Origin of the sequence: Variovorax sp. J2P1-31, from assembly GCF_030317215.1 — a bacterium.
GTDB lineage: Bacteria > Pseudomonadota > Gammaproteobacteria > Burkholderiales > Burkholderiaceae_C > Variovorax.
Map to the genome: position 1 here is coordinate 998,319 of NZ_JASZYA010000002.1, position 26,072 is coordinate 1,024,390.

Below are 26,072 nucleotides of genomic sequence, written 5' to 3' on the forward strand. Positions count from 1 at the left end.
TGGCGGGGAGCGGCAAATCATACGCAAGCGGCTGACACGGCGCGCGCGGGCATCCCGGCATACTGCGTCGACATCCCGCCCATTCCATGCCCAGCCTCCGCCTCGCCCACCTCACGCCGCTGCTCCAGCATCCCCTGCGCTTCCTGTGGTCGGCCCTGAAGAGCTTCAAGGCCAACCAGGGCCTGCTGCTCGCGGGCGCGGTGGCCTATTACGCGCTGCTGTCGATGGTGCCGCTGCTGATCCTGAGCGTGATCGCGCTGTCGCACGTGATCGAGCAGGCCGAGCTGCTGACCACCGTGGGGCGCTACCTCGAATGGCTGCTGCCCGGCCAGTCGCGCGCGGTGGTCGACGAGCTGCGCAATTTCCTGGCCCACCGCGACGTGCTCGGGCCGGTGCTGCTGGTGACCATGATCTTCTTCAGTTCGCTGGCCTTCACCGTGCTCGAGAGCGCGATGGCGAACATCTTCCACCACCGCAAAGCCGAGCGCTCGCGGCACTTCTTGGTGTCGGCGGTGATGCCCTACCTCTACATCCTGTTCCTGTGCGTGGGCCTGCTGCTGGTGACGCTGGTGTCGGGTGCGCTGCAGCTGATCGGCCAGGAAAGCGTCAACCTGTTCGGCTACAGCTGGTCGCTGTCGGGCGTCTCGGGCGTGCTGCTCTACCTGCTGGGGCTGGCGGGCGAGATCTTCATGCTGACCTCGCTCTACCTGGTGATGCCGGTGGGCCACCTCTCGCTGCGCCACGCCCTGCTGGGGGGCGTGACCGCCGCGCTGCTCTGGGAGATCACGCGGCGCGTGCTGGTCTGGTACTTCTCGACCCTGTCGCAGGTCAGCGTGGTCTACGGCTCGCTCACCACCGCCATCGTGGTGCTGCTGAGCCTGGAAATCGCCGCCACCCTGGTGCTCTTCGGCGCCCAGGTCATCGCGCAGTACGAGCGGCTGGAGGCCAGGCAGGCCACGGCGTAGCGCGCAGGAAAGTGCCAGGGACACCGCGGAACCGGCTTTGCCGGGCCGCAGGTGTCGCCCCTGGGGGCGGGCGACGCGGACACGAAGTGCCGCGACGCCTTCGGGGGGGGCCGATTACTTCGGCGCGAGACGGATCGCGCCGTCCAGGCGGATCACCTCGCCGTTGAGCATCTCGTTCTCGATGATGTGCTTCGCCAGCTTGGCGTAGTCCTCGGGCGTGCCCAGGCGCGAAGGGAAGGGCACGTTGGCGGCCAGCGCGTCCTGCACTTCCTGGGGCATGCCGAACAGCATCGGCGTGCCGAAGATGCCGGGGGCGATGGTCATGTTGCGGATGCCGCTGCGCGCCAGGTCGCGCGCGATCGGCAGCGTCATGCCCACCACGCCGCCCTTGGAGGCGGCGTAGGCGGCCTGGCCGATCTGGCCGTCGTAGGCCGCGACCGAGGCGGTCGAGATCAGCACGCCGCGCTCGCCCGTGGCTTCGGGCTCGTTCCTGGCCATGGCGTCGGCGGCCAGGCGGATCATGTTGAAGCTGCCGATCAGGTTGATGGTCACGGTCTTGCTGAAGGCCGCCAGCGCGTGCGGGCCGTTCTTGCCCACCGTCTTCTCGCCGATCGCGATGCCGGCGCAGTTGACCAGGCCGACCAGCTTGCCCAGCTTCAGGGCCGCGGCCACGGCGGCCTGGCCGTCGGCTTCCTGCGTCACGTCGCAGCGCACGAACACGCCGCCGATCTCGCGGGCCACGGCCTCGCCCTTGTCGGCCTGCATGTCGGCCACCACCACCTTGGCGCCCTGGGCCGCCAGCATCCGGGCCGTGCCCTCGCCCAGCCCCGAGGCGGCGCCGGTGACGATGAAAACCTTGCCTTCGATCTGCATGTTCGTATCTCCTGATGTAGAACGGGGATTATCGAAGACTGGCCCGGCCGGGGGGGCCAGGCCCGCGCCCATGAAAAAAGGCCCCGTCGAAAGACGGGGCCTCGAAAGGGTCCGCGGAGGACCCGGAGACAACTTGCGTCGGGGGCTCAGCGCTTGCGCGAAGCGGTCTGGGCGGTGGTCTTGGCAGCGTTCACGGCGGTGGTCGAGACCGCGTTGAAGTTGGCTTCGGCCACGTCCGAGGCTTGCTTGACGGCCTTCTGGACCGACTCGAAAGCGTTGTTGGCGGCGGCGACGGCGCTCTTCATCACGGCGACGGCGGTTTCCGAACCGGCCGGGGCGTTCTTGGCGGCGCTGTCGACCAGGCCGACGAAGGATTGCTGGGCTTCAGCGGCCTTGGCTTCGAAAGCCTTGCCGAATTCGCTGCCGGCGCCTTGGGCGATGTCGTACAGGTGACGGCTGTAGGCGGCGGTCTTCTCGGCCAGGGGCTGGAACAGGCTGGCTTGCAGGGCCAGCAGTTCCTGGGCGTCCTTGACGCTCAGCACCGCTTGCGTGGTGTTGGCGGCTTCGCTCAGGGCGGCCTTGGAAGCGGTCACGTTGAGTTCGACGAGCTTCTCGACGCCTTCGAAGGCCTTCGAGGTCAGGCCGAACAGGGTTTCGAGGTTGGCTTTTTGGGCGGCGAGGATTTGGTCAGCGGTCAGTGCCATGGTGTTAGCTCCAGAAATGGTGGATGGATGGATCACGTTTGCGCTGCGCCTGTCTCGTCTATGTTGCGGTGCAGCATGGGCTCAAGTATAGGGAGATGCGCGCGGCAAGCAAGGGTTTGGGCGCCTGTTGCCGCAGTTTAGGAGGCGCTGTCTAAAACCGGGCCGGTTTGCGCCAGATCGGGGCGGCGCCCCCGCGGGGCCGGGCTGGCAGAATGCGCCGCCATGACGTCTTCTCCGTCCCCCCGCCCCCGTCCCGCGCAGCGCGACAGCTACCGCGCCTTCCGCCGCATCTCGACCCGCTGGGCCGACAACGACATGTACGGGCACGTCAACAACGTCGTCTACTACGGCTGGTTCGACACCGCGGTCAACGCGCTGCTGATCGAGCGCGGCGCACTGGACATCCACCAGGGGCAGACCATCGGCTTCGTGGTCGAGACGCATTGCAACTACTTCGCGCCCCTGGCCTTCCCGCAGACGGTGGAAGCCGGCATCCGGGTGGCGCATGCGGGAGGCTCGAGCGTGCGCTACGAGATCGGCCTGTTCGCCGAGGGCGCTGCCGAGGCGGCCGCACAGGGGCATTTCGTCCATGTGTATGTCGACCGTGCCACGCAGCGCCCGGTGCCCCTGCCCGACGCGCTGCGCCAGGTGGTCGAGTCGCTGCGGGCCTGAAAGACGAACGGCGCCCGAAGGCGCCGCATCGAACCGTCCGGGACGGACGAATTACATCTTCTTCATGGCCTTGATGTCGGCCTTGCCCTTGGCTTCGTCGGCCTTGGCCTGCTTCACGCAGGCGCTCTTGGCGTCACCGGTCTGGTCGTCGCACTTTTCCTTGGCGACGTTGTAGGTCATCGCGACCTTTTCCTCGGCGACCTTGCGGGCGTGGGCGTCAGTGGGCTTGTACTGCTGTTCCAGTTCGGCCTTGGCGACCTTCTCGGTGCCTTCGGCTTCCTTCTTGCAGACGTCCTTGGCGTTGTCCTTCATGGTGTCGCACTGGGCCTTGGCGACCTTGTAGTCGGCTTCGATCTTTTCCTTGGCGACCTTGTATTCGTCCTTGGTCAGGGCACTGGCCTGGACGCCGATGAAGCAGGTCGAAGCGATGGCGAGCATGAGCAGATGTTTTTTCATGAGAGTTCTCTGTTGAGTTTTGGGTGGGTTTTTGGAGAGGGGAAATTCGCGGCGCTCAGTACTTCTCGAACCAGAGCGCGCTGGGGGTGCGGCCTTCGGCCGACTCCCAGGTCTTGACCTGCTGTTCGGCTTCGTCGCGACTGATGCCATGGCGTTCCTGGATGCGGCCGAGCAGCTGGTCGCGCTTGCCGGCGATGACGTCGAAGTCGTCGTCGGTCAGCTTGCCCCATTGCTCCTTGACCTTGCCCTTGAGCTGCTTCCAGTTGCCTTCGATGGTGTCTTTGTTCATGACGGTCTCCTTCAGGGTCGGTGAATCGATGGCCGCTCCGCCTTGCGGTGGAGCTCTGCGGCCGGTGTGAAGTCACTGTAGAAGCAGTGGCATTCCCGACCCGGTAGGACGCCCGGGGATGCGACCGTAGGCACAAGCCGACGGGGGCCGTGATAATCGAGCGCACGCCGTTAACGACACCGAGACAAGCGCGCCGAACCATGATCATTCACAGCCTGCTGGACACCGACCTCTACAAGTTCACGATGATGCAGGTCGTGCTGCACCACTTCCCGGGGGCGCGTGTCGAGTACCGCTTCAAGTGCCGCAACCCCGGCGTCGACCTGGCGCGCTTCGCCAGCGAGATCCGCGAGGAGGTGCGCGGCCTCTGTTCGCTGCAGTTCAAGGACGCCGAGCTGTCCTACCTGCGCTCGATGCGCTTCATCAAGAGCGACTTCGTCGACTTCCTCGGGCTGTTCCGGCTCAACGAGAAGTACATCGACATCACGCCGCTGCCCAGCGGCGAGCTCGACATCAGCATCAAGGGCCCTTGGCTGCACACGATCCTGTTCGAGATCCCGGTGCTGGCCATCGTCAACGAGGTCTACTTCCGCAACACGCAGCGCTCGGCCGACGTGGCCGAGGGCCGCCGCCGGCTCGAGACCAAGATCGGCGAGCTGCAGGCCGAGGGCCTGTCGGACCTCAAGATCGCCGACTACGGCACGCGGCGGCGCTTCTCCAAGTCCTGGCACGAGGAGGTGCTGCGCACGCTCAGCGCGCGGCTGGGCCCGGTCGTCTCGCCGCCCGAGCTCGGCGCCAAGCCGCCGCAGTTCGCCGGCACCAGCAACGTGCTCTATGCGATGAAGCTGGGCCTGATCCCGCTGGGCACCATGGCGCACGAGTACCTGCAGGCCTGCCAGGCGCTGGGGCCGCGGCTGCGCGACAGCCAGATCTTCGGCTTCGAGTCGTGGGCGCGCGAGTACCGCGGCGACCTGGGCATCGCGCTGTCCGACGTCTACGGCATGAGCGCCTTCCTGCGCGACTTCGACCTGTACTTCTGCAAGCTCTTCGACGGCGCGCGCCACGACAGCGGCGATCCCTTCCAGTGGGGCGAGCGCATGCTCGCGCACTACATCGCGAACCGCGTCGATCCGCTGACCAAGACGCTGATCTTCAGCGACGGGCTCACCGTGCCGCGCACCATCGAGCTCTACCGCCAGTTCCGCGGCCGCTGCCAGCTGGCCTTCGGCATCGGCACCAACCTGACCAACGACCTGGGCCACGAGCCGCTGCAGATCGTGATCAAGATGATCCGCTGCAACGACCAGCCGGTCGCCAAGCTGTCCGACACCCCCTCCAAGAACATGTGCGAAGACGAGCGCTACCTGGCCTACCTGCGCCAGGTCTTCGAGATCGCGCAGCCCGCGGCATGAGCCGCGGCCTTCCTGCCACGCCGCTGTCGCGGCGCGTGCTGCTGCCGGCGCTGATGCTGCTGCTGTTGTGCCCCGCGCTGGCGCAGGCCGCGGCCTTCGACGGCAGCCAGCTGTCCGCGGCCTGGGGCATCCCCTTCGCCGCCATGCTGCTGTCGATCGCGCTGATGCCGCTGCTGGTGCCGGCCTTCTGGCACCACCACTACGGCAAGGTCACGGCGGGGTGGGCGCTGGCCTTCCTGGTTCCCTTCGCCCTGGTGTTCGGACTGCCGGTGGCCGGTGCCGAGTTCGTGCATGCGCTGCTGGCCGAATACCTGCCCTTCATCGTGCTGCTCACGGCGCTCTACACGGTGGCCGGCGGCATCCACATCCGCGGCAACCTGCGGGGCGCGCCCGGCCTCAACGTCGCGATCCTCGCGATCGGCGCGGTGCTGGCGAGCTTCATGGGCACCACCGGCGCCTCGATGCTGCTGATCCGCCCGCTGATCCGCGCCAACGACAACCGCACCCATCGCGCGCACGTGGTGGTGTTCTTCATCTTCATCGTGTCGAACATCGGCGGCTCGCTCACGCCGCTGGGCGATCCGCCGCTGTTCCTGGGCTTCCTCAAGGGCGTCGACTTCTTCTGGACGGCGCGCAACATCCTGCCCGAGACGCTGTTCGTGACCGCGGCCCTGCTGGCGATGTTCTGGCTGATCGACCGCCACTTCTACCGCAAGGAAGGCGTGCTGCCGGTCGACCCGACCCCCGACACCCGGCGCATCGGATTCGACGGCGCGCTCAACTTCTGGCTGCTCGGCGGCGTGGTCGCGCTGGTGCTCATGAGCGGCACCTGGCAATTGCCCGTCGTGTTCGAGGTGCATGGCACGCCGGTCGGCCTGCCCGGCCTGCTGCGCGACCTGGGGCTGGTGGCGCTGACGCTGCTGTCGCTCAGGATCACGCCGCGCGCGGTGCATGACGCCAACCAGTTCGGCTGGGCGCCGATGGCCGAGGTGGCCAAGCTTTTCGCCGGCATCTTCCTGACCATCGTGCCGGTGATCGCCATGCTCAAGGCCGGCGCGAACGGGCCCTTCGGCGCGGTAATGGCGGCCGTCACGCGCGCCGACGGCCAGCCCAATCCCGCGATGTACTTCTGGGCCACGGGCGCGCTGAGTTCCTTCCTGGACAACGCCCCGACCTACCTGGTGTTCTTCAACACCGCCGGCGGCGACCCGGTCGCGCTGATGACCACCTATGCCAGCACGCTGGCGGCGGTGTCGGCCGGCGCGGTGTTCATGGGCGCCAACACCTACATCGGAAACGCGCCCAACCTGATGGTCAAGGCCATCGCCGAAGACCGCGGCGTGCGCATGCCCAGCTTCTTCGGCTACATGGCGTGGTCGGGCATGTGCCTGCTGCCGCTGTTCGTGCTCGTCACCTTCATCTTCTTCCGTTGAACTTCCTGGAGTCCGTTCCGATGCCCAAGCCCCACGTCCTCGTCACCCGCGCCGTGTTCCCCGAGATCATCGAGAAGCTCCAGCTTCACTTCGAGGTGGAGGCCAACACCGACGACGTCGAATGGCAGGGCGAGGAACTGGTGCGCCGGCTGCAGGGCAAGCAGGGCGCCTTCACCACCGGCGGCGTCAAGATCGACGCGGCGGTGCTGGCCGGCTGCCCCGAGCTCAAGATCTGCGCCAACATGGCGGTGGGCTACAACAACTTCGACATCGAGGCCATGACGCGCCACGGCGTGATGGCGACCAACGCGCCCGACGTGCTGACCGAGACCACCGCCGACTTCGGCTTCGCGCTGCTGATGGCCACCGCGCGCCGCGTGACCGAGAGCGAGCATTTCCTGCGCCGCGGCGAATGGAAGACCTGGCGCTACGACATGTTCGCCGGTTCCGACGTGCACGGCAGCACGCTGGGCATCCTGGGCATGGGCCGCATCGGCCAGGGCATCGCGCGGCGCGGGGCGCTGGGCTTCGGCATGAAGGTGATCTATCACAACCGCTCGCGCCTCGACGCCGGCATCGAGGCCGAGCTCAAGGCCGACTACGTGAGCAAGGAAGCGCTGCTCAGGTCGGCCGACCACCTGGTGCTGGTGCTGCCCTATTCGCCGTCCTCGCACCATGCGATCGGCGCCGCCGAACTGCGCCAGATGAAGCCCACCGCCACGCTGATCAACATCGCGCGCGGCGGCATCGTGGACGACGCCGCGCTGGCCGCGGCGCTGCGCGAGCGCACCATCTCGGCCGCCGGCCTGGACGTGTTCGAGGGCGAGCCCTCGGTGCACCCCGACCTGCTCACCGTGCCCAACGTGGTGCTCACGCCGCACATCGCGAGCGCGACCATTCCCACGCGCCTGGCCATGGCCAACCTGGCGGCCGACAACCTGATCTCCTTCCTGGGCGGCAAGGGGCCGCTGACGCCGATCGTTCCCGTCGCGCCCGCCATCGCCGCCAGCAAGTAAGCGAGGCACCCCCACGTGCCGACTGCCGAAACCGGACTCTGGATCCTGCTGGCCCTGGTGGCCTTGAACTTCATCCTGCTGGTCGTGCTGCTGTTGCGGCGCCCGCCGGCGGACCCTCACGCCGAGTTGGCGGCCGCGCTCGCCGCGGGCCATGAACGCACCGAACGCGGATTGCGCCAGGAGATCGGCGAATCCGCGCGCGGCACGCGGCAGGAACTGGGCCAGAACTTCGCCAGCTTCCAGGCCGCGCTGGTGCAGCAGGGGGCCGAGGCCACACGCACGCAGAACGCCCAGATCGACGCCTTCGCGCAGCAGCTCACGCTGTTGCAGAAGACGCTGGCCGACACCCTCAGCACGCAGCTGCAGGGCCTGTCGGAATCGAACGCGCGCCGGCTGGCCGAAGTGCGCGCGACCATGGAGACCCAGCTCGCGCAGCTGCAGCAGAGCAATGCCGCCAAGCTCGACGAGATGCGCCAGACGGTCGACGAGAAGCTGCAGACCACGCTGGAGGCGCGCCTGGGCGAGAGCTTCAAGCAGGTGGCGGACCGGCTCGACCAGGTGCACAAGGGCCTGGGCGAGATGCAGACGCTGGCCGTTGGCGTGGGCAGCCTGCAGCGCGTGCTGACCAACGTCAAGACCCGCGGCGTGTTCGGCGAGGTCCAGCTCGAGGCCCTGCTCGAGCAGGTGCTCACGCCCGACCAGTACGCCAAGCAGGTCGAGACCAAGCCGCGCAGCAACCAGCGCGTCGACTTCGCGATCCGCTTTCCGGGCCGCGGCGAGGACGGGGCGCCGGTCTGGCTGCCGGTCGACGCCAAGTTCCCGCGCGACGACTACGAGCGCCTGATCGACGCCCACGAACGCGCCGACGCCGCCGGCGCCGAGCTCGCGGCCAAGGCGCTGGAGGCGCGCATCCGCGCCGAGGCCAAGTCCATCGCCGAGAACTACCTCGCGGCGCCGCACACCACCGACTTCGCGATCCTGTTCCTGCCGGTCGAGAGCCTCTATGCCGAGGTGCTGCGCCGGCCCGGCCTGATGGACGCGATCCAGCGTCAGCACCGCGTGACGCTGGCCGGCCCGACCACCCTGCTGGCCATGCTCAACAGCCTGCACATGGGCTTTCGCACGCTGGCGCTGGAGCAGCAGGCCTCCGAGGTGTGGAAGGTGCTGGGCGCGGTCAAGACCGAGTTCGAGCGCTACGGCGAATGGGTGGCGCGCATCAAGGAGCAGGTGGCCAAGGCCTCCGACACGCTCGACAAGGCCGACACGCGCGCCAAGCAGATGCGCCTGGCGCTGCGCAAGGTCGAAGCCCTGCCCGAGGCGCAGTCGCAGGCGCTGCTGCCGGGCACGGCCGACACGGAAAGCGACGGCCCCTTGTGAAGGGCGCCGAACTGCTGCGCGTCATCGGGGCCCAGGTCTGCCTGCACGCCACCATGGCGGGCATGCGGCTGGCCACGCCGCTCCTGGCGCTGCAGCAGGGCTACAGCGCGGCCGCGGTCGGCGTGCTGATCGCGCTGTTCGCGCTCACCCAGGTCTTCCTGGCGCTGCCCGCGGGGCGCTTCGCCGACCGCTACGGCTTCAAGCGACCGCTGTGGTTCTCGGTCATCGCGGCCTCGCTGGGCGCCGGGCTGGTGATGGTCTTCCCGTTCTTCCCCGTGATGTGCCTGGCGGCCCTGCTGACCGGCGGCGCCACCGGCGCGACGGTGATCGCGCTGCAGCGCCACGTGGGGCGCTCGGCCACCGACTCGACGCAGCTCAAGCGCGTGTTCAGCTGGCTGGCCATCGCGCCGGCCGCGGCCAACTTCGTCGGCCCTTTCCTGGCCGGCATGCTGATCGACCACGCCGGGCTGGCGCCGGCGGACCTGATGGCCTTCCGCATCTGCTTCGGCGTGATGGCGGTGCTGCCCCTCCTGTGCTGGATGCTGGCGCGCGGCGCGCACGAGCCGCCGCTGGTGGTCGCCGTCGCGGGCGCCGTGCCCACGCGCGCCTGGGACCTGCTGCGCGAGCCGATGTTCAGGCGCCTGCTGTTCGTCAACTGGCTGCAGTCCTCGAGCTGGGACGTGCATGCCTTCGTGCTGCCGGTGCTGGGGCACGAGCGCGGCATCAGCGCCTCGGTGATCGGCTCGATCCTCGGCGCCTTCGCGATCGCCGCGGCCGTCATCCGCGTGGTGCTGCCCCTGATCGCCTCGCGCGCCTCGGAGCGCAGCGTGATCCTCACGTCCACGCTGGTCACGGCGGCGATGTTCTCGATCTATCCGCTGCTGGTGTCGCCCTGGACCATGGGCCTGTGCTCGGTGATGCTCGGCTTCGCGCTGGGGGCGGTGCAGCCGATGGTGATGAGCATGCTGCACCAGATCACGCCGCACGCGCGGCACGGCGAGGCGCTGGGCCTGCGCCTGATGACCATCAACGCCTCGAGCGTGGCCATGCCCATGCTGTTCGGCTCGCTCGGCGCGCTGATCGGCATCACCGGCGTGTTCTGGGTGGTGGGTGGCGTGCTGGTGGTCGGGGCGCGCGCGACCTGGGGGCTGAAGCTCTGAGCTGACGCTCCGGTGAAAACCATGTTTCAAATGAGAGCAATTCTCATTTGATTGACGAAATACTGACTTCGAGTCAGTATCGACGCCTTCCTCAATGACCTTGAAGGCGTCCATGGACCCGCTTTCCCCGCCGGCGACCGATCCGCGCCGGCGCCTCGCGCTCGTCGCGGCCGTGTACCTCGGCAGCTTCATCGCCACGCTCGACGTGAGCATCGTCAACGTCGCGCTGCCCACCCTGCAGCGTGCGCTCTCCACCGATCTCGCCGGCCTGCAGTGGGTGATCGACATCTACGCGCTGTGCCTGTCGGCGTTCATGCTGTCGGCCGGCCCGCTGGGCGACCGCTACGGCCGCAAGCGCGCCTGGCTGGTCGGCGTGGGCGTGTTCACCCTGGGCTCCGCGATGTGTGCGCTGGCCGGCAGCCTGCCCGTGCTCCTGGCCGGGCGGGCGGTGCAGGGCCTGGCCGGTGCCCTGATGATTCCGGGCGCGCTGTCGCTGCTGGCCCATGCCTTTCCCGAGCCCGCGGCCCGGGCGCGGGTGATCGGCGGCTGGTCCTCGTTCACCGCGCTGTCGCTGATCCTCGGGCCGCTGCTGGGCGGGGTGCTGGTGGACCATGCGGGCTGGCAGAGCATCTTCCTCATCAACCTGCCGATCGGCCTGTTGACCGTGGGCCTTGGGCTCTGGGGCATCCGCGAGAGCGCCCATCCCGAGCATGCGGCGCTCGACCCGGTGGGGCAGGTGCTCAGCGTGCTGTGGCTCGGCGCGCTGACCTACGGCCTGATCGCGGCCGGCGAGCACGGCTGGGGCTCGGCGCAGGCCGCGACCGCGCTGCTGGCCGCCGCCGTCGGGCTGGCGCTGTTCCTGGGGGTGGAGGCGCGGGTCGAACGGCCGCTGCTGCCGCTCGCGCTGTTCCGCGATGCGCGTTTCTCGGTCACCAACTTCGCATCGTTCGTGCTGGGCTTCTCGTCCTATGCCAGCCTGTTCTTCTTCTCGCTGTTCCTGCAGCAGGTGCAGGGCCTGTCGCCCAGCGAGACCGGCTGGCGGCTGGTGCCGCAGTTCGTCGCGACCGGCCTGGTGGCTTCGCAGTTCGGCCGCCTGGCCCGGCGGTACGCGGTGCACACGCTGATGGTCGCGGGCTACGGGCTCATCGGCGCCGCGATGCTGCTACTCACGCTGTTCTCCGCCGACACGCCGTACCCCTGGCTGGCGCTGCTCTTCGTGTTCCTCGGCGCGGGTTCGGGCCTGGCGGTGCCGGCCACGAGCACGGCCGTGATGGCCTCGGTGCCGGCACAGCGTTCGGGCATGGCCTCGGCCACCACGAATGCCTTGCGCCAGGCCGGCATGCTGATCGGCATCGCGCTGCTCGGCACGCTGATGAGCACGCGCGCCACCGCCTTGCTGGCCGACGCGCTCGCGCAGGCGGGGCTGCTCGATGCACAGCAGGCGGCGGTGGCCGCGGTCGGCCGCCATGACCTGGGGGCGCTGGCTTCGCTCGACGCGGCCACGGCCCACCAGCTTCTGGCCGGCGCGCTCGCGGGCGGCTTCCAGGCCGCCATGGCCTGTGCCGGGCTGGCCGGCCTGCTGGCGGCGGGGCTGCTGCTGAGCGTCAGGCCGCGCCGCGCCGTGCGGCCGGCCCGCGCCTGAGGCCCAGCGCGCATGCCCGCCGCGCTGGTGCCGGTGCGCCTCGGCGCACGCCTTCGTTCGATTCTTTCCCAGGAGCTTTCCATGATCCATCACGACCTCGGCCAGTGGCCGCTCGTCATCAGCGTTTCGTCCGGACCGCAGACCCTCGAGGGCATGCAGGCCTTCACCGAGGACTGGAACCGCTGGCTCGACCGCGGTGAGCCCTTCGTGTCCTTGCGGGTGTTCGCCGACGCCGATGCGCTGGTGCATCCCGAAGGCAGCGCCCAGAATGCCAAGCTGTGGCTGCAGGCGCGCGGCGCCGACATCCGCCGCCACGTGATGGGCATGGCCAGCGTGGTGCCCGTCGACCAGTACGAGAGGATGCGCAAGATGAATGTCGAGAAACTCTTCGGCGTGCCGGTCAGCACCTTTGCCGACACCGACGAGGCGCTGGCGTGGATCGGCGAACGCGTGATGGTGCCGCGCGGCTTGCCCTTCGACCTGGCCGCCGTGCGCGAGGCCCTGGGGGCCGCGCGCAAGACCGCGGTCGCGGGCTGAGGCCGGCAGCGTGACGAAGCGCGAGATGGCCGTGCCCCCGATCGCCGATGCCGACGCCGAGCCCGCGCCGCGCCGCCGCACCAAGGCTCCCGAGACCCGCGCCCTCGCGCTGATGGATGCGGCCGAGCGGCTGTTCATCGCCAGGGGCATCGCCGCCACCGGCATCGACGACATCGCGGCCGGTGCGCAGGTGGCCAAGGGCACCTTCTACCTGTACTTTCCCTCGAAGGAGGCGCTGCTCGGCGCGCTGCAGCAGCGCTTCGTCGACAGCTTCTGCACGCGCCTGCAGGAGGCGATGGACCGGCACCGCGCCGACAACCACCGCGCGCGCCTCAGGGCGTGGGTGGCGACGGGTCTGGAGACCTACCTCGACAACGTCGCGCTGCACGACGTAGTGTTCCACGAGTACCGGCCCGAGGACCGCCGCATGCGCAACGACAACGCGGTCATCACCCAGCTCGTGGGCCTGCTGCAACGGGGCGACGCGGCGGGCGTCTGGGACGTGGAAGACGCGACCCTGACGGCCGTGATTCTGTTCAACGCGCTGCACGGCGTGGCCGACGATGCGGTGGCCATGGGGCCGGCGGCCGATCCGGTGGCCGATCGCCGGCGGCGCGTGCGCGCGCTCACGCGCTTCTTCGAACAGGCGCTGCACCCCGACGCCGACGACGTCGACGCCTGAGATGCGGAAAAGTCAGAGCGCGTAGAAGCGCTTGACCGCGGCCCAGGCGTCCTCGGGCGTGTCGACGTAGCGGAACAGGTCGATGTCCTGGGGCGAGATCACGCCTTCTTCCACCAGGAAGTCGAAGTCGATCAGGCGCTTCCAGTATTCGGAGCCGAACAGCACGATCGGCACCTGCTTGGCCTTGCGCGTCTGCACCAGCGTGACCACCTCGAACAGCTCGTCGAGCGTGCCGAAGCCGCCGGGGAAGGCCACCAGCGCCTTGGCCCGCATCATGAAGTGCATCTTGCGGATGGCGAAGTAATGGAACTTGAAGCTCAGCGCCGGCGTGACGTAGGGGTTGGGCTCTTCCTCCATCGGCAGCGCGATCGCCAGGCCGATGTTGAGGCCGCCGCCCTCGTGCGAGCCGCGGTTGGCGGCCTGCATGATGCCCGGGCCGCCGCCGGTGCAGATGAACAGCTTGTCCTCGGGGTCCTTGTCCTGGCTGTACTGCGCCACCAGCTTGCCGAAGGCGCGTGCCTCTTCGTAGTAGTGCGCGTTGTGGGCCAGCTTGCGCCAGCGCGCGGCGGCCACGGCATCGCCCGCGGCCTCGGCCTGGGCGATCAGCGCGGCCGACTCTTCCTCGCTGCGGAAGCGCGCGCTGCCGAAGACCACCACCGTGTTCTCGATGCCGTGTTCGCGCATCTGCAGGTCGGGCTTCATGAGTTCCAGCTGCATGCGCAGGCCGCGGGTCTCGCGGCGCAGCAGGAATTCGGGATCGGCGAAGGCCAGGCGCGAAGGGTCGCGGTCCAGCGGCAGACCCTTGTCCGAATGCGCCTGCAGCGTGGCCCAGGCATCGGCCAGTCGCTTGTCGTGGAGGTCGTGTGTGGAATTGGTCATGGGTGAATCGAACGAGAAGCATCCGATTGTGCCGCCTGGCCATCGGCGCCCCGGACGGCCCCCACAAGACCCTGCCCGCGCCTGCGCTCAGTCGTACACGCCGACGATGGGTCCGGTGCCGGTGACCACCGCGCGACCGACCGGCTGGTGGCTGCGCGTGTCGTAGGTGACGACGTTGCCGGGCAGGCCCGGCTGGAACGAGAAGAACGCGAGTCCGATCGTTCCGCCCAGCGGTGCGGCAAAAGCCCGGGATGCCGCGCCCAGGTCGCTCACGTAGGCGCGCTGGCCGTCCGCGCTGAAGGCGGCGACCACCGGCGCGTGCGCGGTCGGGATCACCTTGACGACGGTGTCGGTTCGCGTGTCGACGATCGAGATGTCGCGGGTGCCGACGTTGCAGATGTAGAGCTGGCTGCCGTCGGGCGTGAGCGTGCCCGAGACCGGCGCGCTGCCCGGCGGCAGCGTCAGGGTCTTGACCACCGCCCAGGCCTCGGTGTCGATCACCGAAATGCTGTCGCTCAACTCGTTCATCGCATAGAGCTTGCGGCCGTCGCCGCTCATCGCGCCCCAGTCGGGCCCCACGCCCTGCACCGGCAGGCGGGGCCGGAGCGGGGCGCCGGTCCGCGCATCGTAGGGCGCCACCGTGCTGTCGGAGAAGAACACGTAGAGGCGCTGGCCGTCGGGGCTGATCTCGATGGCGATCGGCGATCCCGGCAGGGCGAAGCTGCGCACCACCTGGTCGCTGCGGGTGTCGATCACCTGCATCAGCGAGGCCGAGGTGGGCACGTACAGGAAGCGGCCGTCGGGCGCGAGCTGGATCGAGGCGAAGGGCAGGCCGTGGGTGGGGATCTTGCGCACCACGGCGTCGGTGCGCGTGTCGATGACAGCGATCTCGCCGCGCTCCGGCCCGAAGTTGTCGACGTAGATCTTCGAGCGGTCCGGCAGCATGCGCAGCACCGTGGGGTGCGAGCCGACGTCGGGGATCTTCTTCAGCAGGGTCTGGGCCGCGGTGTCGATCACATAGACCGCGCCCTCGCCGGAGACCGGCACATAGCCGCGCTGGCGCGCGGCGGCGGCCGGTGGGCTTGGATCGGCGGCTGCCGGTCGTGCCGCGGGCAGCAGCGCGATCGCCAGCCCCAAGGCGGCGGCCTGCGGCCAGCGTGCCAGGGCGTGATGGATGTTCATGGTCGGGGTCTCCTGGTGCGTTCGTGGCGCGGACGCGCTCAGAGCAGGGGCACCCAGGCCGGGACGCCCGGGCCGGCCTGGGTGGGAATCGGCGCGCCCACCGTCTGGTCGGTCTTCGGGTCGAACACGATCACCTGCCCCGGCCCCAACAGGCCCAGGGTCACGAGGTTCCCGAACAGCACCACCTCGCCCAGCGGGCCCTTGAACTTGGCCGAGCTGGGGCCCAGGTCGCTGATGTAGCCGCGCGTGCCGTCGGCGCTGAACATCACGCTGGTGGTGGAGCCGGTGGTGGGGATGACCTTGACGATCTTGTCGGTGGCCACGTCCAGCACGCGCAGGCCGGTGTCGCCGAACACCGTGACATAGAGCTTGGTGCCGTCGGGCGACAGGGTGGAGACGAAGGCGCCCGGATCGGAGGGCCGGTAGACGCCGCTGGTGTTGGTGCTGATGGTCTTGGTCAGCATCCAGTTCGCGACGTCGATCACGCCGATCTGGTTGACCGTGTCGACATAGAGCTTCCTGCCGTCGGCGGTGAAGCTGAACCAGAAGGGCCCGAGGCCGCCGCTCCAGATCGGCCTCTTGATCTCGGCGCCGGTGAGCGGGTCGTAGACGCCCAGCAGGCCCGACTGGAAGCCCACGTAGAGCTTGCCGTCGGGCCCGCTGATCGAGGACACCGGGATGTCCGGGAAGCGCAGCCGGCGCACCACGGTGTCGGTCTTGGTGCTCACCACCTCGACCACGAAGCCGACCTCGGGCAGGTAGATCTCGCTGCCGTCCAGGGAGGTGAAGGCGCCCAGCGGCGTGCTTTCGACCGGCACGGTCTTCACGCCGCCGCTCTTGCGGTCGATCACCGAGATGGTGGCGGGAACGAGGCCGAAGTTGTCGACGTAGAGCTTGCTGCCGTCGAGCGTGGCGGCCATCACCGCGGGGCGCGCCGCGGGGAAGGGCACACGGATGCGTTCGGTGATTGTGGCGGTGGCGGTGTCGATCACCGCGATCGTGTCGTTCGCCACCTCGGGCAGGTACAGCCTGCCGGGTGGCCCGACCGGCGCGGGGGGCTGGGCCTGGGCCAGGCCGGCCGCGAGGCACAGGCCCATGAGCAGGGTGCGCAGAAGGGAAGGCCGGCGCGAAGAACGCCGGCCGTGGTCGATGTGAAGCGATGGCATGAAAGCAACCTTTTTGGAGTGCGTTGGAGGACGGTGCAAGCGGCGGCGATGGTAGGAGCGCATCGAAGCCGTGAAACGTCCCGCCGACGACAAGGAGGCCGTCGGCCTGCAAATCCATCACGCTTTGGAAGCGGTCGCGACGACCGGCAGGCGCGCGCGGCATCGGCGACACGAACCGATGACAAATGGGGGAGGGCCGCGCGGCCTGCGCGGCAGGCAGGGGCGGCCTCTGGGTGCCGTCCGGTGCACAAACGACAAGGGCTCCTTGCGGAGCCCTTGGGGATGTGCGGAACAAAGGCCCGGAGGGCCCCGTTTCTCTTTAGACGCGCTTGCGGTATTCGCCGGTGCGCGTGTCGATTTCGATCTTGTCGCCTTGCGACACGAACAGCGGCACGGGCACTTCGAAGCCGGTCGAGATCTTGGCGGGCTTGAGCACCTTGCCCGAGGTGTCGCCCTTGACGGCGGGTTCGGTCCAGGTGATCTCGCGCTCGACGCTGGTCGGCAGCTCGACCGAGATGGCCTTGCCGTCGTAGAACACCACTTCGACCGGCATGCCGTCTTCGAGGTAGTTCAGGGCGTCGCCCATGTTCTCGGCTTCGACTTCGTACTGGTTGTACTCGGTGTCCATGCAGACGTACATCGGGTCGGCGAAGTAGGAGTAGGTGCACTCCTTCTTCTCGAGCACGATCTGGTCGATCTTGTCGTCGGCCTTGAACACCTGTTCGGTGTTGAAGTTGGCGATCAGGCTCTTGAGCTTCATGCGCACGGTGGCCGAGTTGCGGCCGCCACGGCTGTATTCGGTCTTGAGGACGACCATCGGGTCCTTGCCGTGCATGATCACGTTGCCGGCGCGGATTTCTTGAGCGATTTTCATAACGTTGTCTGGCTGGTTGGCCGCAGGGTTGCGGCAGGCCGTCGAAGCTATTCGCAATCAGGGATTGCGACGCTGCGGACATGGAGATTCGCAGTTGGACAGCGGCGGCAAATTTTGGATAGCCGCTGATTTTAGCGGTTTTCACGAAGCCTTCCCATTTCGGGCAGACTTGCCGGGTGCAAAACGACACCCTCAACGACATCGCCGCCGCGCTCGTCGCGGCCCGTCGCAGCGGCATCGCCGCCGACGAGACCCCTTGGAAAGACACGACGCTGACGCCCGAAGACATCAGCACCGTGCAGGAGCGCGTGGCCGCCGAACTGGGCTGGTCCGACGACCCCGGTGCGCCCGGCGCCTGGAAGGGCGGCGGTCCGACGCCGACCTCGGTGGCCGCGTTCGCCCAGCTGCCGCCCGTGTGGGTGCGCCCCTCGCCCGGCCGCCTCGCGGTCGCCGACTTCCACCGCCTGGGCATCGAGATCGAGGTCGCGTTCCGGCTGGCGCGCGACGTCTCGGCGGTCGACCTGGCGGCCCGCGCGGTGAACGACCCGGCCGCGCTGTTCGACGCGATGGCCGTGTCGATCGAACTGGTCGACTACCGCTGGCAGGGCGGGGCGCAGGCGCCGGCGCCGCTGCGCATGGCCGACCTGCAGTCCAACGGCGCGCTGGTGCTGGGCGACTGGCGGCCGATGCAGGCCGTCGACTGGCGGCAGCAGGTCGCCACGCTCGCCATCGACGGCGAGCAGGTCGGGCGCTACCAGGGCGCGCACCCCTGCGGCGACCCGATGTGGATGGCGCCGCAGTGGCTGCAGCACGGCGTGGCGCGCCACGACCGGCTGCCGGCCGGCAGCGTGCTGACCACCGGTTCGTGGTGCGGCATGGTCTGGCTCGAGGGGCCGGCCGTGGTGCACGCGGCCTTCGAGGGCATCGGCGAGGCGACGCTGACCCTGGTCTAGGGTCGGGGCAGCGCGCCGACGAAGCGCATCAGCTGCGTCAGCAGGTCGTCCTGGGCCCGCTGCGCGTCACGCGCGCGTTGCGCGGCCCGGGCCCAGTCGTCGAGCGTGGCCGCATCCGGCGCCGATGGCTCGGCATCGTGGGTGTCGTTCCACGCGCGATGGAACGCCCGCAGGCTGGGCGGCGCCTCGATGGCATCGAGGAAGGCCTCGAGCTTGACGTGGTGCGCGTCGTCGTCCTGCGGATAGATCTGCCAGGCGAAGGGCCGGCCGGCCCAGAGTGCGCGCACCAGCGAGTCTTCCCCCCGCACGAAATTGAGGTCGCAGCTCCACAGCAGCGCATCGAAATCGTCCTGCGTCAGCAGCGGCAGGAAGTGGACCGACAGGCGGCCCGCGGTCGCGGCGGGGGCGTCCGCCGCCAGCGCCAGCGCCGCGCGCACGGCCTGCGCGGCGCGGCCGGCCGTGACCAGCAGGCGCACCGCTTCGTCGCCCGCGGACCACTGTCGGAGCAGGGCTGCGAGCTGGCTCGGCTCGTAGCAGAACAGCGACACCAGCCGCTCCCCTTGCCACCCGATGCCTTGCGCGGCCAGCCAGGCCGCACGGTCGAAGCCGGCCTGGCGCGCGGCCAGCTCGGGCTCGCGCAGCAGGCCGCCGGTGCGCGGGCTGAAGCCGGGATAGAAGAAGCGCTTGGTCAGTCCTTCGCCCGGTCCGCGGAAGACCGAGGAGGGCAGGGTGTGCAGCCGCTCGACATACGGTTCGGCCGACAGGTATTCGAGGTTGATCCAGGCGCCGCGGAAGCCCGGCGCGCGCGCGCGTCCGGCATAGCGCGCGATCAGCGCCGGCGCGGGCTCGCAGCCGAAGGCCTCGACCAGCACGTCGGGCGGGGCGGCCTGTGCGGCCGCCTCGACCGCACCGGTGTCCGACCAGTCGACCACCGCCACGCCCGGGCATCCGCCGGGCGCCATCCAGGCCAGCGCGCGGCCGTCGTCGACCCACAGGCGCGCGCTTTCACCGCGCGCGGCCAGCTGGCGCGCGAGGCGCCAGCAGACGCCCAGGTCGCCATGGTTGTCGATGACTCGGCAGAAGATGTCCCAGCGCATGAAGGCGGCCCGCAAATTAAAAAGGCCCCCGCGGCCTGTCGATCGCGGGAGCCTAGCGCATTGCCGCACGGTGTGCGGCGCGTTGTCAGGGCGTGATGACGTCGCCCAGCACGATGCCTTCACGGCGCGGGTCGGCGCCGCCGGTCAGCACCGAGCCGCTGCCGGCCTTGTTCTTGACGCGGATGATGGTGCTGATGCCGCTGGACTGCGAGCCGGTCGAGACGGTGTGTCCCAGTGCGCGCAGGCCGGTGATCAGCGGGTCGTTGTTGCCGCTGTTGCTGGTGTCGATGTTCGGATGCTCGCCGCCCACCGAGGTCGTGACGGAGTTGCTCGCACCGAAATCGACCAGCGAGGTCGCCTGCTGTGCATCCAGGCCCCAGTCGAGGGCGCCGACCACGGTCTTGACCACGTACTGGATGATCGTGCCGCCGCCCGGCGAACCGGTGGCCATCAGGAAGTCGCCGGGGCCGCTGCCGTTGAACACCATCGTGGGCGCCATCGTGCTGCGCGGGCGCTTGCCCGGTGCGACACGGTTGGGCACCAGCGCGCCGGTGCTGTCGGTCGGCGAGGCGTTGAAGTCGGTCAGCTGGTTGTTCAGCATGATGCCGTGGCTCATGTGGTACGAACCCAGCGAGGCTTCGACGGTGGTCGTCATCGTGACCACGTTGCCTTCCTTGTCGACGATCGAGAAGTGGGTCGTGCCGTGCTCGACGGTCGTGTCCACGCCGATCGGCGGCAGGCCGAAGTCGCCGGCCGGTGCCACGCCCATGGACCGGTCGTACTTGATCAGGCTGGCGCGGGCGCGCATGTAGTCCTTGTTGAGCAGCGTGTTTGCGCTGCCGCCGGGGAGAGGCACGAAGTCGGTGTCGGCCACGTACTTGTCGCGGTCGGCATAGGCCAGGCGCTCGGCCTCGGTCACCAGGTGCACGCCCAGCACCGAAGGCTTGCCGCCCTCGAGGTCGATGCTGGTCGGCTTGTACAGGCTGAGGTCGTAGGTCTCAAGGATGCCCAGCGCCGACAGCACGCCGATGCCGCCCGAGGACGGCGGCGACATGCTGCAGATGTAGTAGGCGCGGTAGGTCGTGCAGACCGGGTCGCGGCGCTTGGGACGGTAGTTCTTCAGGTCGTCCAGCGTGGTCAGGCCGGGCGTGATGGTCGAGCCGTCGGCGCCTTGCGTGATGCCGATCTTGGCGACGATGTCCTCGGCGATCTTGCCGGTGTACATCGCGTCGGCGCCCTGGGTGGCCATGGCCTTGAGCACGGCGGCGTAGGCCGGGTTGGTCAGCGTCGTGCCCAGCGGTTTGGGCGCGCCGGACGCATCGAGGAAGTAGGCGGCGGCTTCGGCGTCGCGCTTGAGGTTCGATGCCGATCCCGCGATGGCGGCGGCCATGCGTCCGCCGATCTTGAAGCCATCGGTCGCGAGCCGCGTGCCCTCGCCGAACAGGTCCTTCCAGGCCAGCTTGCCGTGGTCGCCGTGCGCCATCTCGAGCATGCGCATCACGCCCGGGGTGCCGATGGAGCGGCCGCTGGCGCGCGCGCTGGGCTGCGGAAGCGTCTTGTTGGACGCGTCGATGTAGCGCAGGTAGTCGGCGGTGGCGGCGGCCGGGGCCGTCTCGCGGCCGTCGTAGGCCTGGACCTTGTTGGTCTTCACGTCGTAATAGAGCATGAAGGCGCCGCCGGCCAGGCTGCTCGACTGGGGTTCGACCAGCGCGAGCACGGCCTGCACCGCGATCGCGGCGTCGGCGGCGCTGCCGCCGGCCTTGAGCACGTCGCAACCGGCCTTGGTGGCCAGCGGGTGGTTGGCCACCACCATGTAGCTCTTGGCCGTGACCAGCTTGTGGCCCACCACATAGCCGGAGGCCGGTTCGGGCGCGGCCGGGTCGCCGGGGTCACCCGAGCCGACCACCACGGGCGTGGTGCCGGGGTTGGTCGTGAGACAGCTGTTGTCGACCGCGACCGGGGGCGTGACGGGGGGCGTGACCGGAGGCGTGACGGTGGTCGGCGGATTGCCGATGTTGACGCCGCCGCTGTTGTTGTCGCTGCCACCGCATCCGAAGAGCGAGAGCGACAGGGCGATCGGTGTGAGGACCCACCAGGGTTGATTTTTCTTCATAGCTGTTTTTTTTGGGATTTCTGAAAAACAAAAGTCGCATGGCGCGACTTCTTCGTTGAGCACGTGTCGTGCCAACCCTTCGATCTTGCCCCAGCTTTTCACCCGCGCGACAGAGGGGAGGTCCCGATTGGCGGCGGCGACGGTTTTTTCTGCACGCCACAATAGCCGCCATGTCCGACGTGCACTCCGATCAACTCCTCAGCGAAGTCGCGGCCCTGCCGCAGTTGCCCGGTGTCTACCGCTATTTCGACGCGGCCGGCGCCGTGCTGTATGTGGGCAAGGCGCGCAACCTGAAGAAGCGGGTCGCCAACTATTTCCAGAAGAGCCATGGCGGCACCCGCATCGGCCACATGATCTCCAAGATCGTGCGCATGGAGACCACGGTGGTGCGCTCCGAGGCCGAGGCGCTGCTGCTCGAGAACAACCTGATCAAGACGCTCAAGCCGCGCTACAACATCCTGTTCCGCGACGACAAGAGCTACCCCTACCTGAAGATCGCGGCGCACGCCTTTCCGCGCCTGGCCTACTACCGCGGCGCGACCGACCGCAAGCACCGTTTCTTCGGGCCATACCCCAGCGCCTGGGCGGTCAAGGAGTCGATCCAGCTGCTGCAGAAGGTCTTCAAGCTGCGCACCTGCGAGGACACGGTCTACGCCAACCGCACCCGGCCCTGCCTGCTCTACCAGATCAAGCGCTGCAGCGGACCCTGTGTCGGCTACATCGGCCCCGAGGCCTACGCGCAGGACGTGGCCAGCGCCGAGGCTTTTCTGATGGGCGACACCCAGGCCGTGCTCTCGAAGCTCGAGCAGCGCATGACCACGCATGCCGAGAAGCTCGAGTTCGAGCAGGCGGCCGAACTGCGCAACCAGATGTCGGCCATCTCGCGCGTGCTGCACCAGCAGTCGATCGAGATCGCCTCCGACAAGGACGTCGACATCCTCGCGGTCCGGGTGCAGGGCGGCAAGGCCTGCGTCAACCTCGCGATGGTGCGCGGCGGCCGGCACCTGGGCGACCGCGCCTATTTCCCGGTGCATGTGGAGGACGCGGCCCAGATGCACGAGGGCGAACTGGACGGCGAGTCGGCGGTCGCCGATCCGATCGAGATGCAGGTGCTCGAGGCCTTCATCGCCCAGCACTACATCGACGTGCCGGTGCCGGCCACGCTGGTGCTGGGCCAGCCCGTGGGCCGCGAACTGGTCGAGGCGATCTCGCAGCAGGCCGGCGTGCGCGTCACGGCCGTGTTCCAGCCGCGCGAGCAACGGCGCCACTGGCTCGAGATGGCCCAGACCAATGCCGACCTGCAGCTCGCGCGGCTGCTGGCCGAGGAAGGCTCGCAGCAGGCGCGCACCCGGGCGATGACCGATGCGCTGGAGCTCGCGCCCGACGACCTCGACAGCTTCCGCGTCGAGTGCTTCGACATCTCGCACACCGCGGGCGAAGCGACGCAGGCCTCCTGCGTGGTGTTCGAGCACCACGCAATGCAGAACCGCGAGTACCGCCGCTACAACATCGAGGGCATCACGCCCGGCGACGACTACGCGGCCATGCGCCAGGTGCTGCACCGCCGCTACGCCAAGCTGGCCGAGGCGATGGCGTCAGAGACCGATGCGCCCACGCCCGGCGATGCCGACGGCGTGGGCAGCGACGCGCCGCCGGCCACGCGCGCCGCGCGCATGCCCGACCTGGTGCTGGTCGACGGCGGCAAGGGCCAGGTGTCGATGGCGCGCGAGGTGTTCAGCGAACTCGGCCTGCCGCTGTCGCTGATCGTCGGCGTGGAGAAGGGCGAGGGCCGCAAGGTCGGCCTGGAGGAACTGGTGTTCGCCGATGGCCGCGAGAAGGTCTACCTGGGCAAGGACTCGGCCGCGCTGATGCTGGTCGCGCAGATCCGCGACGAGGCGCACCGCTTCGCGATCACCGGCATGCGCGCCAAGCGCGCCAAGGTGCGCGTGGGCGGCAGTCAGCTCGAGGACATCCCGGGCATCGGACCGAAGCGCCGGGCCCGCCTGCTGCAGCGCTTCGGCGGCATCCGCGGCGTGGCGGCCGCGAGCGTGGAGGACATCGCGTCGGTCGAGGGCATCGCCTCGGATCTGGCCGAGGAAATCTACCGCGCACTGCATTGATGGATCGCCCCCGATGACATCCGTTCGCGTCATGCACAATCGTGGCATGTTCTGGACCCTGCCGACGATCATGACCTGGACGCGAATCATCGCGATCCCGTTGATCGTGGGCGTCTTCTACCTGCCCATCGCCGAGCCGATGCGCAACCTCATCGCCACGGTGATGTTCATCGTGTTCGCCGCCACCGACTGGCTCGACGGCTTCCTCGCGCGCAAGCTCAACCAGACCTCGGCCTTCGGCGCCTTCCTCGATCCGGTGGCCGACAAGTTCCTGGTCTGCGCTTCCCTGTTGGTGCTGGTTCACCTGCAGCGCGCCGACGTGTTCGTGGCGCTGATCATCATCGGCCGCGAGATCGCGATCTCGGCCTTGCGCGAATGGATGGCGCAGATCGGCGCCGCCAAGAGCGTGGCGGTGCACATGATCGGCAAGGTCAAGACCGTGGTCCAGATGGTGGCCATTCCCTTCCTGCTGTTCGACGGCCACCTGTTCGGCTTCATCGACACCGGCCTCTGGGGCCAGTGGCTGATCTGGGTGTCGGCCGTGCTCACCGTCTGGTCGATGGTGTACTACCTGCAGAAGGCCATCCCCGAGATCCGGGCCCGCACCAAATGACGGCGGCGGTGGCCGCCCGCACCGCGGGCTGGCTGCGCGTGCTGCCGGGCGTGTTCGTGCTGATCTGGAGCACCGGTTTCATCGTCGCGCGCTACGGCATGCCCTATGCGCCGCCGCTCAAGTTCCTGGCGCTGCGCTACCTGCTCTCCCTGCTGTGCTTCGCCGTGTGGGTGGGGGCGGCCCGCGTCGCCTTGCCGGCCACGCGCGGGCAGGTGGGGCACCTGGCCGTGACCGGCGTGCTGGTGAACGCGGGCTACCTGGCCGGCGTGTGGGCCGCGGTCCATGCCGGCATGGGCGCGGGCCTGGTGGCGCTGATGGTCGGCCTGCAGCCGGTGCTGACCGGCCTCTGGCTGTCGATGCGCGGCGGCACGATCACGCGGCGGCAGTGGGCCGGCCTGCTGCTGGGCTTCGCGGGGCTGGTGATGGTGGTGTCGCGCAAGTTCGGCGACAGCGGCGAGGTCAGCCTGCTGACCATGAGCCTGGCCCTGGCCGCGCTGGTGTCGATCACCGCCGGCACGCTCTACCAGAAGCGTTTCGTCGCGCCCTGCGACGTGCGCAGCGCGAGCCTGGTGCAGTTCGGCGCGGCCCTGCTGGTCACGGCGCCGCTGGCCTTGCTGGAGACCGCGCCGATCCAATGGAACCTGCACTCGGGCGGCGCCATGGCCTGGTCGGTGCTGGTGCTGTCGCTGGGCGGCAGCTCGCTGTTCTACATGCTGATCCAGCGCGGCACGGCCACGGCCGTCACCAGCCTGCTCTACCTGGTGCCGCCCACCACCGCGCTCATGGCCTGGCTGCTGTTCTCCGAGCAGATCACGGCGCTGACACTGATCGGCACCGCGGTCACGGCGCTGGGCGTGGGCCTGGTGGTGCGCGAGAGCCGGCCCGGCTAGGGCTTCCAGGGCTCGCTGCGGAACTGCTCGGCCAGGAAGTCGATCAGCAGCCGCACGCGGCGCGGGGTCTTGGGCCGCCAGGGCGCGATCCAGTGGATGTCGGCGTCGGGCATCGCGTGGTGCGGCAGCACCCGCACCAGTTCGCCCGCGGCCAGTTGTGGCGCGATGTCCCAGAGGCTGCGCAGCATGATGCCGCGGCCCGCGAGGCACCAGTCGCGCACCATCTCGCCCGAATTGCTCGACAGCGGCCCCTGCACCCGCACGCGCGACAGCGCGCTCTCCTTGTCGTGCTTGAGCGCCCAGTGCTCCCGGCCCGCGCCCTGGGCCTCGGTGTTCTCGCGCACGATCAGGCAGGCGTGCGTCGCGAGTTCCTCCAGCGCGCGCGGCGTGCCGTGGGCCGACAGGTAGGCCGGCGACGCGACCAGGATGCGCTGGTTGCGCGCGAGCCGGCGCGAGATCCAGTGCGCGCTGTGCGCCCCCTGCACCGACCACAGCCACAGCGCGCCGTCGTAGCCGTCGGCGCCCAGGTCGGGCAGTTGCTCGCTGAGCTGCAGGTCGATCTGCAGCCCCGGATGGCGCTGCTGGAATTCGGCTAGCGCCGGCCCGACCCAGCGCCGGCCGAAGCCCAGCGTGGCGGCGATGCGCAGCCGGCCGCGCAGCGCGCTGTGGCGCTCGCTGAGTTCGGCCTCGAGCGCGGCGAAGCCTTCGAGCAGTTTGTCGGCATGCAGGCACACGGCCTCGCCTTCGGCCGTGAGGTTGAGCCGGCGCGTGGTGCGCTCGAACAGGCGCTGGCCCAGCCGGCCCTCGAGCGCGGCCAGCCGCTTGGTGACTACCGAGGGCGCCACGCCCAGCGCCGCCGCGGCCGCGGCCAGGCTGCCGCGGTGCCGCACGGTGGTCACGAGTTCGAGGTCGGCGCGTTCCATTCAAGCCTCAAGGGAAATAATCAATTCGATGATTGTTGCTTGAA

Annotated in this window: 25 protein-coding genes; 14 read left to right on the top strand and 11 right to left on the bottom strand. The window is 69.1% G+C overall.

What is annotated here, in order from left to right; translation table 11 throughout:
* Window positions 1–86: 86 nt before the first annotated feature.
* Window positions 87–965, top strand: coding sequence for a YihY/virulence factor BrkB family protein (locus tag QTI20_RS15705; RefSeq protein WP_286552234.1), 879 nt, complete (start codon window positions 87–89; stop codon window positions 963–965).
* 114 nt (window positions 966–1,079) lie between these two features.
* Here the strand turns inward: QTI20_RS15705 and QTI20_RS15710 are convergent, their stop codons facing one another.
* Window positions 1,080–1,838 carry a 3-hydroxyacyl-CoA dehydrogenase gene (locus QTI20_RS15710; RefSeq protein ID WP_286552236.1) on the bottom strand — a complete coding sequence of 253 codons (759 nt, stop codon included), beginning with the start codon at window positions 1,836–1,838 and terminating at the stop codon, window positions 1,080–1,082.
* Between the two features lie 146 nt (window positions 1,839–1,984).
* Window positions 1,985–2,542, bottom strand: a complete 558-nt coding sequence (locus QTI20_RS15715; RefSeq protein WP_286552238.1) for a phasin family protein — start codon at window positions 2,540–2,542, stop codon at window positions 1,985–1,987.
* A 222-nt stretch (window positions 2,543–2,764) separates the two neighbouring features.
* Here QTI20_RS15715 and QTI20_RS15720 point away from each other — a divergent pair, with 222 nt between their 5' ends.
* Window positions 2,765–3,214, top strand: a complete 450-nt coding sequence (locus QTI20_RS15720) for an acyl-CoA thioesterase (protein WP_286552239.1) — start codon at window positions 2,765–2,767, stop codon at window positions 3,212–3,214.
* A 51-nt stretch (window positions 3,215–3,265) separates the two neighbouring features.
* Here QTI20_RS15720 and QTI20_RS15725 read toward each other — a convergent pair whose 3' ends face one another.
* Window positions 3,266–3,670: a hypothetical protein gene (locus QTI20_RS15725; RefSeq protein ID WP_183023964.1), complete on the bottom strand. Its 405-nt coding sequence runs from the start codon at window positions 3,668–3,670 to the stop codon at window positions 3,266–3,268.
* Between the two features lie 55 nt (window positions 3,671–3,725).
* Window positions 3,726–3,959 carry a CsbD family protein gene (locus QTI20_RS15730; RefSeq protein WP_286552240.1) on the bottom strand — a complete coding sequence of 78 codons (234 nt, stop codon included), beginning with the start codon at window positions 3,957–3,959 and terminating at the stop codon, window positions 3,726–3,728.
* A gap of 200 nt (window positions 3,960–4,159) precedes the next feature.
* On the opposite strand from QTI20_RS15730, the gene pncB reads away from it, so the two are divergent.
* The 8 genes from pncB to QTI20_RS15770 all read left to right on the top strand — a co-directional run bounded on the left by pncB (window position 4,160) and on the right by QTI20_RS15770 (window position 13,218).
* Window positions 4,160–5,371, top strand: a complete 1,212-nt coding sequence (pncB, locus tag QTI20_RS15735; RefSeq protein WP_286552242.1) for a nicotinate phosphoribosyltransferase — start codon at window positions 4,160–4,162, stop codon at window positions 5,369–5,371.
* Between the two features lie 53 nt (window positions 5,372–5,424).
* Window positions 5,425–6,804, top strand: coding sequence for a sodium:proton antiporter (locus tag QTI20_RS15740; protein WP_286553437.1), 1,380 nt, complete (start codon window positions 5,425–5,427; stop codon window positions 6,802–6,804).
* Between the two features lie 20 nt (window positions 6,805–6,824).
* Window positions 6,825–7,820, top strand: coding sequence for a 2-hydroxyacid dehydrogenase (locus QTI20_RS15745; RefSeq protein WP_286552244.1), 996 nt, complete (start codon window positions 6,825–6,827; stop codon window positions 7,818–7,820).
* Window positions 7,821–7,865: 45 nt separating this feature from the next.
* Window positions 7,866–9,197, top strand: coding sequence for a DNA recombination protein RmuC (locus QTI20_RS15750; RefSeq protein WP_503011422.1), 1,332 nt, complete (start codon window positions 7,866–7,868; stop codon window positions 9,195–9,197).
* Window positions 9,194–10,357, top strand: coding sequence for an MFS transporter (locus tag QTI20_RS15755; protein ID WP_286552248.1), 1,164 nt, complete (start codon window positions 9,194–9,196; stop codon window positions 10,355–10,357). The genes QTI20_RS15750 and QTI20_RS15755 overlap by 4 nt, the downstream gene beginning before the upstream one ends.
* Before the next feature lie 112 nt (window positions 10,358–10,469).
* A complete protein-coding gene (locus QTI20_RS15760) occupies window positions 10,470–11,999 on the top strand; it encodes an MFS transporter (RefSeq protein ID WP_286552250.1) in 1,530 nt (509 codons plus the stop codon).
* An 81-nt stretch (window positions 12,000–12,080) separates the two neighbouring features.
* Window positions 12,081–12,536 (top strand): hypothetical protein, encoded by a 456-nt coding sequence (locus QTI20_RS15765; protein ID WP_286552252.1) that lies wholly within the window; start codon window positions 12,081–12,083, stop codon window positions 12,534–12,536.
* Window positions 12,537–12,561: 25 nt separating this feature from the next.
* Window positions 12,562–13,218, top strand: a complete 657-nt coding sequence (locus QTI20_RS15770) for a TetR/AcrR family transcriptional regulator (RefSeq protein ID WP_286552254.1) — start codon at window positions 12,562–12,564, stop codon at window positions 13,216–13,218.
* Window positions 13,219–13,230: 12 nt separating this feature from the next.
* On the opposite strand, the gene QTI20_RS15775 is transcribed toward QTI20_RS15770, so the two are convergent.
* The 4 genes from QTI20_RS15775 to efp form a co-directional block, all read right to left on the bottom strand.
* A complete protein-coding gene (locus QTI20_RS15775) occupies window positions 13,231–14,097 on the bottom strand; it encodes an LOG family protein (RefSeq protein ID WP_286552255.1) in 867 nt (288 codons plus the stop codon).
* Window positions 14,098–14,184: 87 nt separating this feature from the next.
* Entirely contained in the window at window positions 14,185–15,279 is a 1,095-nt protein-coding gene (locus QTI20_RS15780) for a YncE family protein (protein ID WP_286552256.1), read from the bottom strand.
* Window positions 15,280–15,317: 38 nt separating this feature from the next.
* On the bottom strand, window positions 15,318–16,445 hold the full coding sequence (locus QTI20_RS15785) for a YncE family protein (protein ID WP_286552257.1): 1,128 nt from the start codon (window positions 16,443–16,445) through the stop codon (window positions 15,318–15,320).
* 319 nt (window positions 16,446–16,764) lie between these two features.
* Window positions 16,765–17,319, bottom strand: a complete 555-nt coding sequence (efp, locus tag QTI20_RS15790; RefSeq protein ID WP_183023955.1) for an elongation factor P — start codon at window positions 17,317–17,319, stop codon at window positions 16,765–16,767.
* 176 nt (window positions 17,320–17,495) lie between these two features.
* Here efp and QTI20_RS15795 point away from each other — a divergent pair, with 176 nt between their 5' ends.
* Window positions 17,496–18,272 carry a fumarylacetoacetate hydrolase family protein gene (locus QTI20_RS15795; protein WP_286552258.1) on the top strand — a complete coding sequence of 259 codons (777 nt, stop codon included), beginning with the start codon at window positions 17,496–17,498 and terminating at the stop codon, window positions 18,270–18,272.
* Here QTI20_RS15795 and earP read toward each other — a convergent pair.
* Both earP and QTI20_RS15805 read right to left on the bottom strand, forming a co-directional pair.
* Window positions 18,269–19,369 (bottom strand): elongation factor P maturation arginine rhamnosyltransferase EarP, encoded by a 1,101-nt coding sequence (gene earP / locus QTI20_RS15800; RefSeq protein WP_286552260.1) that lies wholly within the window; start codon window positions 19,367–19,369, stop codon window positions 18,269–18,271. The genes QTI20_RS15795 and earP overlap by 4 nt on opposite strands.
* An 85-nt stretch (window positions 19,370–19,454) precedes the next feature.
* Window positions 19,455–21,482 (bottom strand): gamma-glutamyltransferase family protein, encoded by a 2,028-nt coding sequence (locus QTI20_RS15805; protein ID WP_286552261.1) that lies wholly within the window; start codon window positions 21,480–21,482, stop codon window positions 19,455–19,457.
* Window positions 21,483–21,652: 170 nt separating this feature from the next.
* Here QTI20_RS15805 and uvrC point away from each other — a divergent pair, with 170 nt between their 5' ends.
* From uvrC to QTI20_RS15820, 3 genes are read left to right on the top strand one after another with little or no spacing between them, the layout of a single operon-like run.
* Window positions 21,653–23,602, top strand: coding sequence for an excinuclease ABC subunit UvrC (gene uvrC / locus QTI20_RS15810; RefSeq protein ID WP_286552263.1), 1,950 nt, complete (start codon window positions 21,653–21,655; stop codon window positions 23,600–23,602).
* Window positions 23,603–23,648: 46 nt separating this feature from the next.
* The gene (gene pgsA / locus QTI20_RS15815; protein ID WP_183024135.1) at window positions 23,649–24,215 is read left to right on the top strand and encodes a CDP-diacylglycerol--glycerol-3-phosphate 3-phosphatidyltransferase; all 567 of its coding nucleotides are present in this window, start codon (window positions 23,649–23,651) and stop codon (window positions 24,213–24,215) included.
* Window positions 24,212–25,105 (top strand): DMT family transporter, encoded by an 894-nt coding sequence (locus QTI20_RS15820; protein WP_286552265.1) that lies wholly within the window; start codon window positions 24,212–24,214, stop codon window positions 25,103–25,105. The genes pgsA and QTI20_RS15820 overlap by 4 nt, the downstream gene beginning before the upstream one ends.
* Here the strand turns inward: QTI20_RS15820 and QTI20_RS15825 are convergent.
* The gene (locus QTI20_RS15825) at window positions 25,102–26,028 is read right to left on the bottom strand and encodes a LysR family transcriptional regulator (RefSeq protein ID WP_286552267.1); all 927 of its coding nucleotides are present in this window, start codon (window positions 26,026–26,028) and stop codon (window positions 25,102–25,104) included. The two genes, QTI20_RS15820 and QTI20_RS15825, sit on opposite strands and share 4 nt — an antisense overlap.
* Between the last annotated feature and the right edge of the window lie 44 nt (window positions 26,029–26,072).

Excerpts from the sequence above, each read along its gene's own strand:
- QTI20_RS15705 (WP_286552234.1), top strand. The coding sequence starts at position 87 with ATGCCCAGCCTCCGCCTCGCCCACCTCACGCCGCTGCTCCAGCATCCC.
- QTI20_RS15710 (WP_286552236.1), bottom strand. The coding sequence starts at position 1,838 with ATGCAGATCGAAGGCAAGGTTTTCATCGTCACCGGCGCCGCCTCGGGG.
- QTI20_RS15715 (WP_286552238.1), bottom strand. The coding sequence starts at position 2,542 with ATGGCACTGACCGCTGACCAAATCCTCGCCGCCCAAAAAGCCAACCTC.
- QTI20_RS15720 (WP_286552239.1), top strand. The coding sequence starts at position 2,765 with ATGACGTCTTCTCCGTCCCCCCGCCCCCGTCCCGCGCAGCGCGACAGC.
- QTI20_RS15725 (WP_183023964.1), bottom strand. The coding sequence starts at position 3,670 with ATGAAAAAACATCTGCTCATGCTCGCCATCGCTTCGACCTGCTTCATC.
- QTI20_RS15730 (WP_286552240.1), bottom strand. The coding sequence starts at position 3,959 with ATGAACAAAGACACCATCGAAGGCAACTGGAAGCAGCTCAAGGGCAAG.
- pncB (WP_286552242.1), top strand. The coding sequence starts at position 4,160 with ATGATCATTCACAGCCTGCTGGACACCGACCTCTACAAGTTCACGATG.
- QTI20_RS15740 (WP_286553437.1), top strand. The coding sequence starts at position 5,425 with ATGCTGCTGCTGTTGTGCCCCGCGCTGGCGCAGGCCGCGGCCTTCGAC.
- QTI20_RS15745 (WP_286552244.1), top strand. The coding sequence starts at position 6,825 with ATGCCCAAGCCCCACGTCCTCGTCACCCGCGCCGTGTTCCCCGAGATC.
- QTI20_RS15760 (WP_286552250.1), top strand. The coding sequence starts at position 10,470 with ATGGACCCGCTTTCCCCGCCGGCGACCGATCCGCGCCGGCGCCTCGCG.
- QTI20_RS15765 (WP_286552252.1), top strand. The coding sequence starts at position 12,081 with ATGATCCATCACGACCTCGGCCAGTGGCCGCTCGTCATCAGCGTTTCG.
- QTI20_RS15770 (WP_286552254.1), top strand. The coding sequence starts at position 12,562 with ATGGCCGTGCCCCCGATCGCCGATGCCGACGCCGAGCCCGCGCCGCGC.
- QTI20_RS15775 (WP_286552255.1), bottom strand. The coding sequence starts at position 14,097 with ATGACCAATTCCACACACGACCTCCACGACAAGCGACTGGCCGATGCC.
- QTI20_RS15780 (WP_286552256.1), bottom strand. The coding sequence starts at position 15,279 with ATGAACATCCATCACGCCCTGGCACGCTGGCCGCAGGCCGCCGCCTTG.
- QTI20_RS15785 (WP_286552257.1), bottom strand. The coding sequence starts at position 16,445 with ATGCCATCGCTTCACATCGACCACGGCCGGCGTTCTTCGCGCCGGCCT.
- efp (WP_183023955.1), bottom strand. The coding sequence starts at position 17,319 with ATGAAAATCGCTCAAGAAATCCGCGCCGGCAACGTGATCATGCACGGC.
- earP (WP_286552260.1), bottom strand. The coding sequence starts at position 19,369 with ATGCGCTGGGACATCTTCTGCCGAGTCATCGACAACCATGGCGACCTG.
- QTI20_RS15805 (WP_286552261.1), bottom strand. The coding sequence starts at position 21,482 with ATGAAGAAAAATCAACCCTGGTGGGTCCTCACACCGATCGCCCTGTCG.
- uvrC (WP_286552263.1), top strand. The coding sequence starts at position 21,653 with ATGTCCGACGTGCACTCCGATCAACTCCTCAGCGAAGTCGCGGCCCTG.
- pgsA (WP_183024135.1), top strand. The coding sequence starts at position 23,649 with ATGTTCTGGACCCTGCCGACGATCATGACCTGGACGCGAATCATCGCG.
- QTI20_RS15820 (WP_286552265.1), top strand. The coding sequence starts at position 24,212 with ATGACGGCGGCGGTGGCCGCCCGCACCGCGGGCTGGCTGCGCGTGCTG.
- QTI20_RS15825 (WP_286552267.1), bottom strand. The coding sequence starts at position 26,028 with ATGGAACGCGCCGACCTCGAACTCGTGACCACCGTGCGGCACCGCGGC.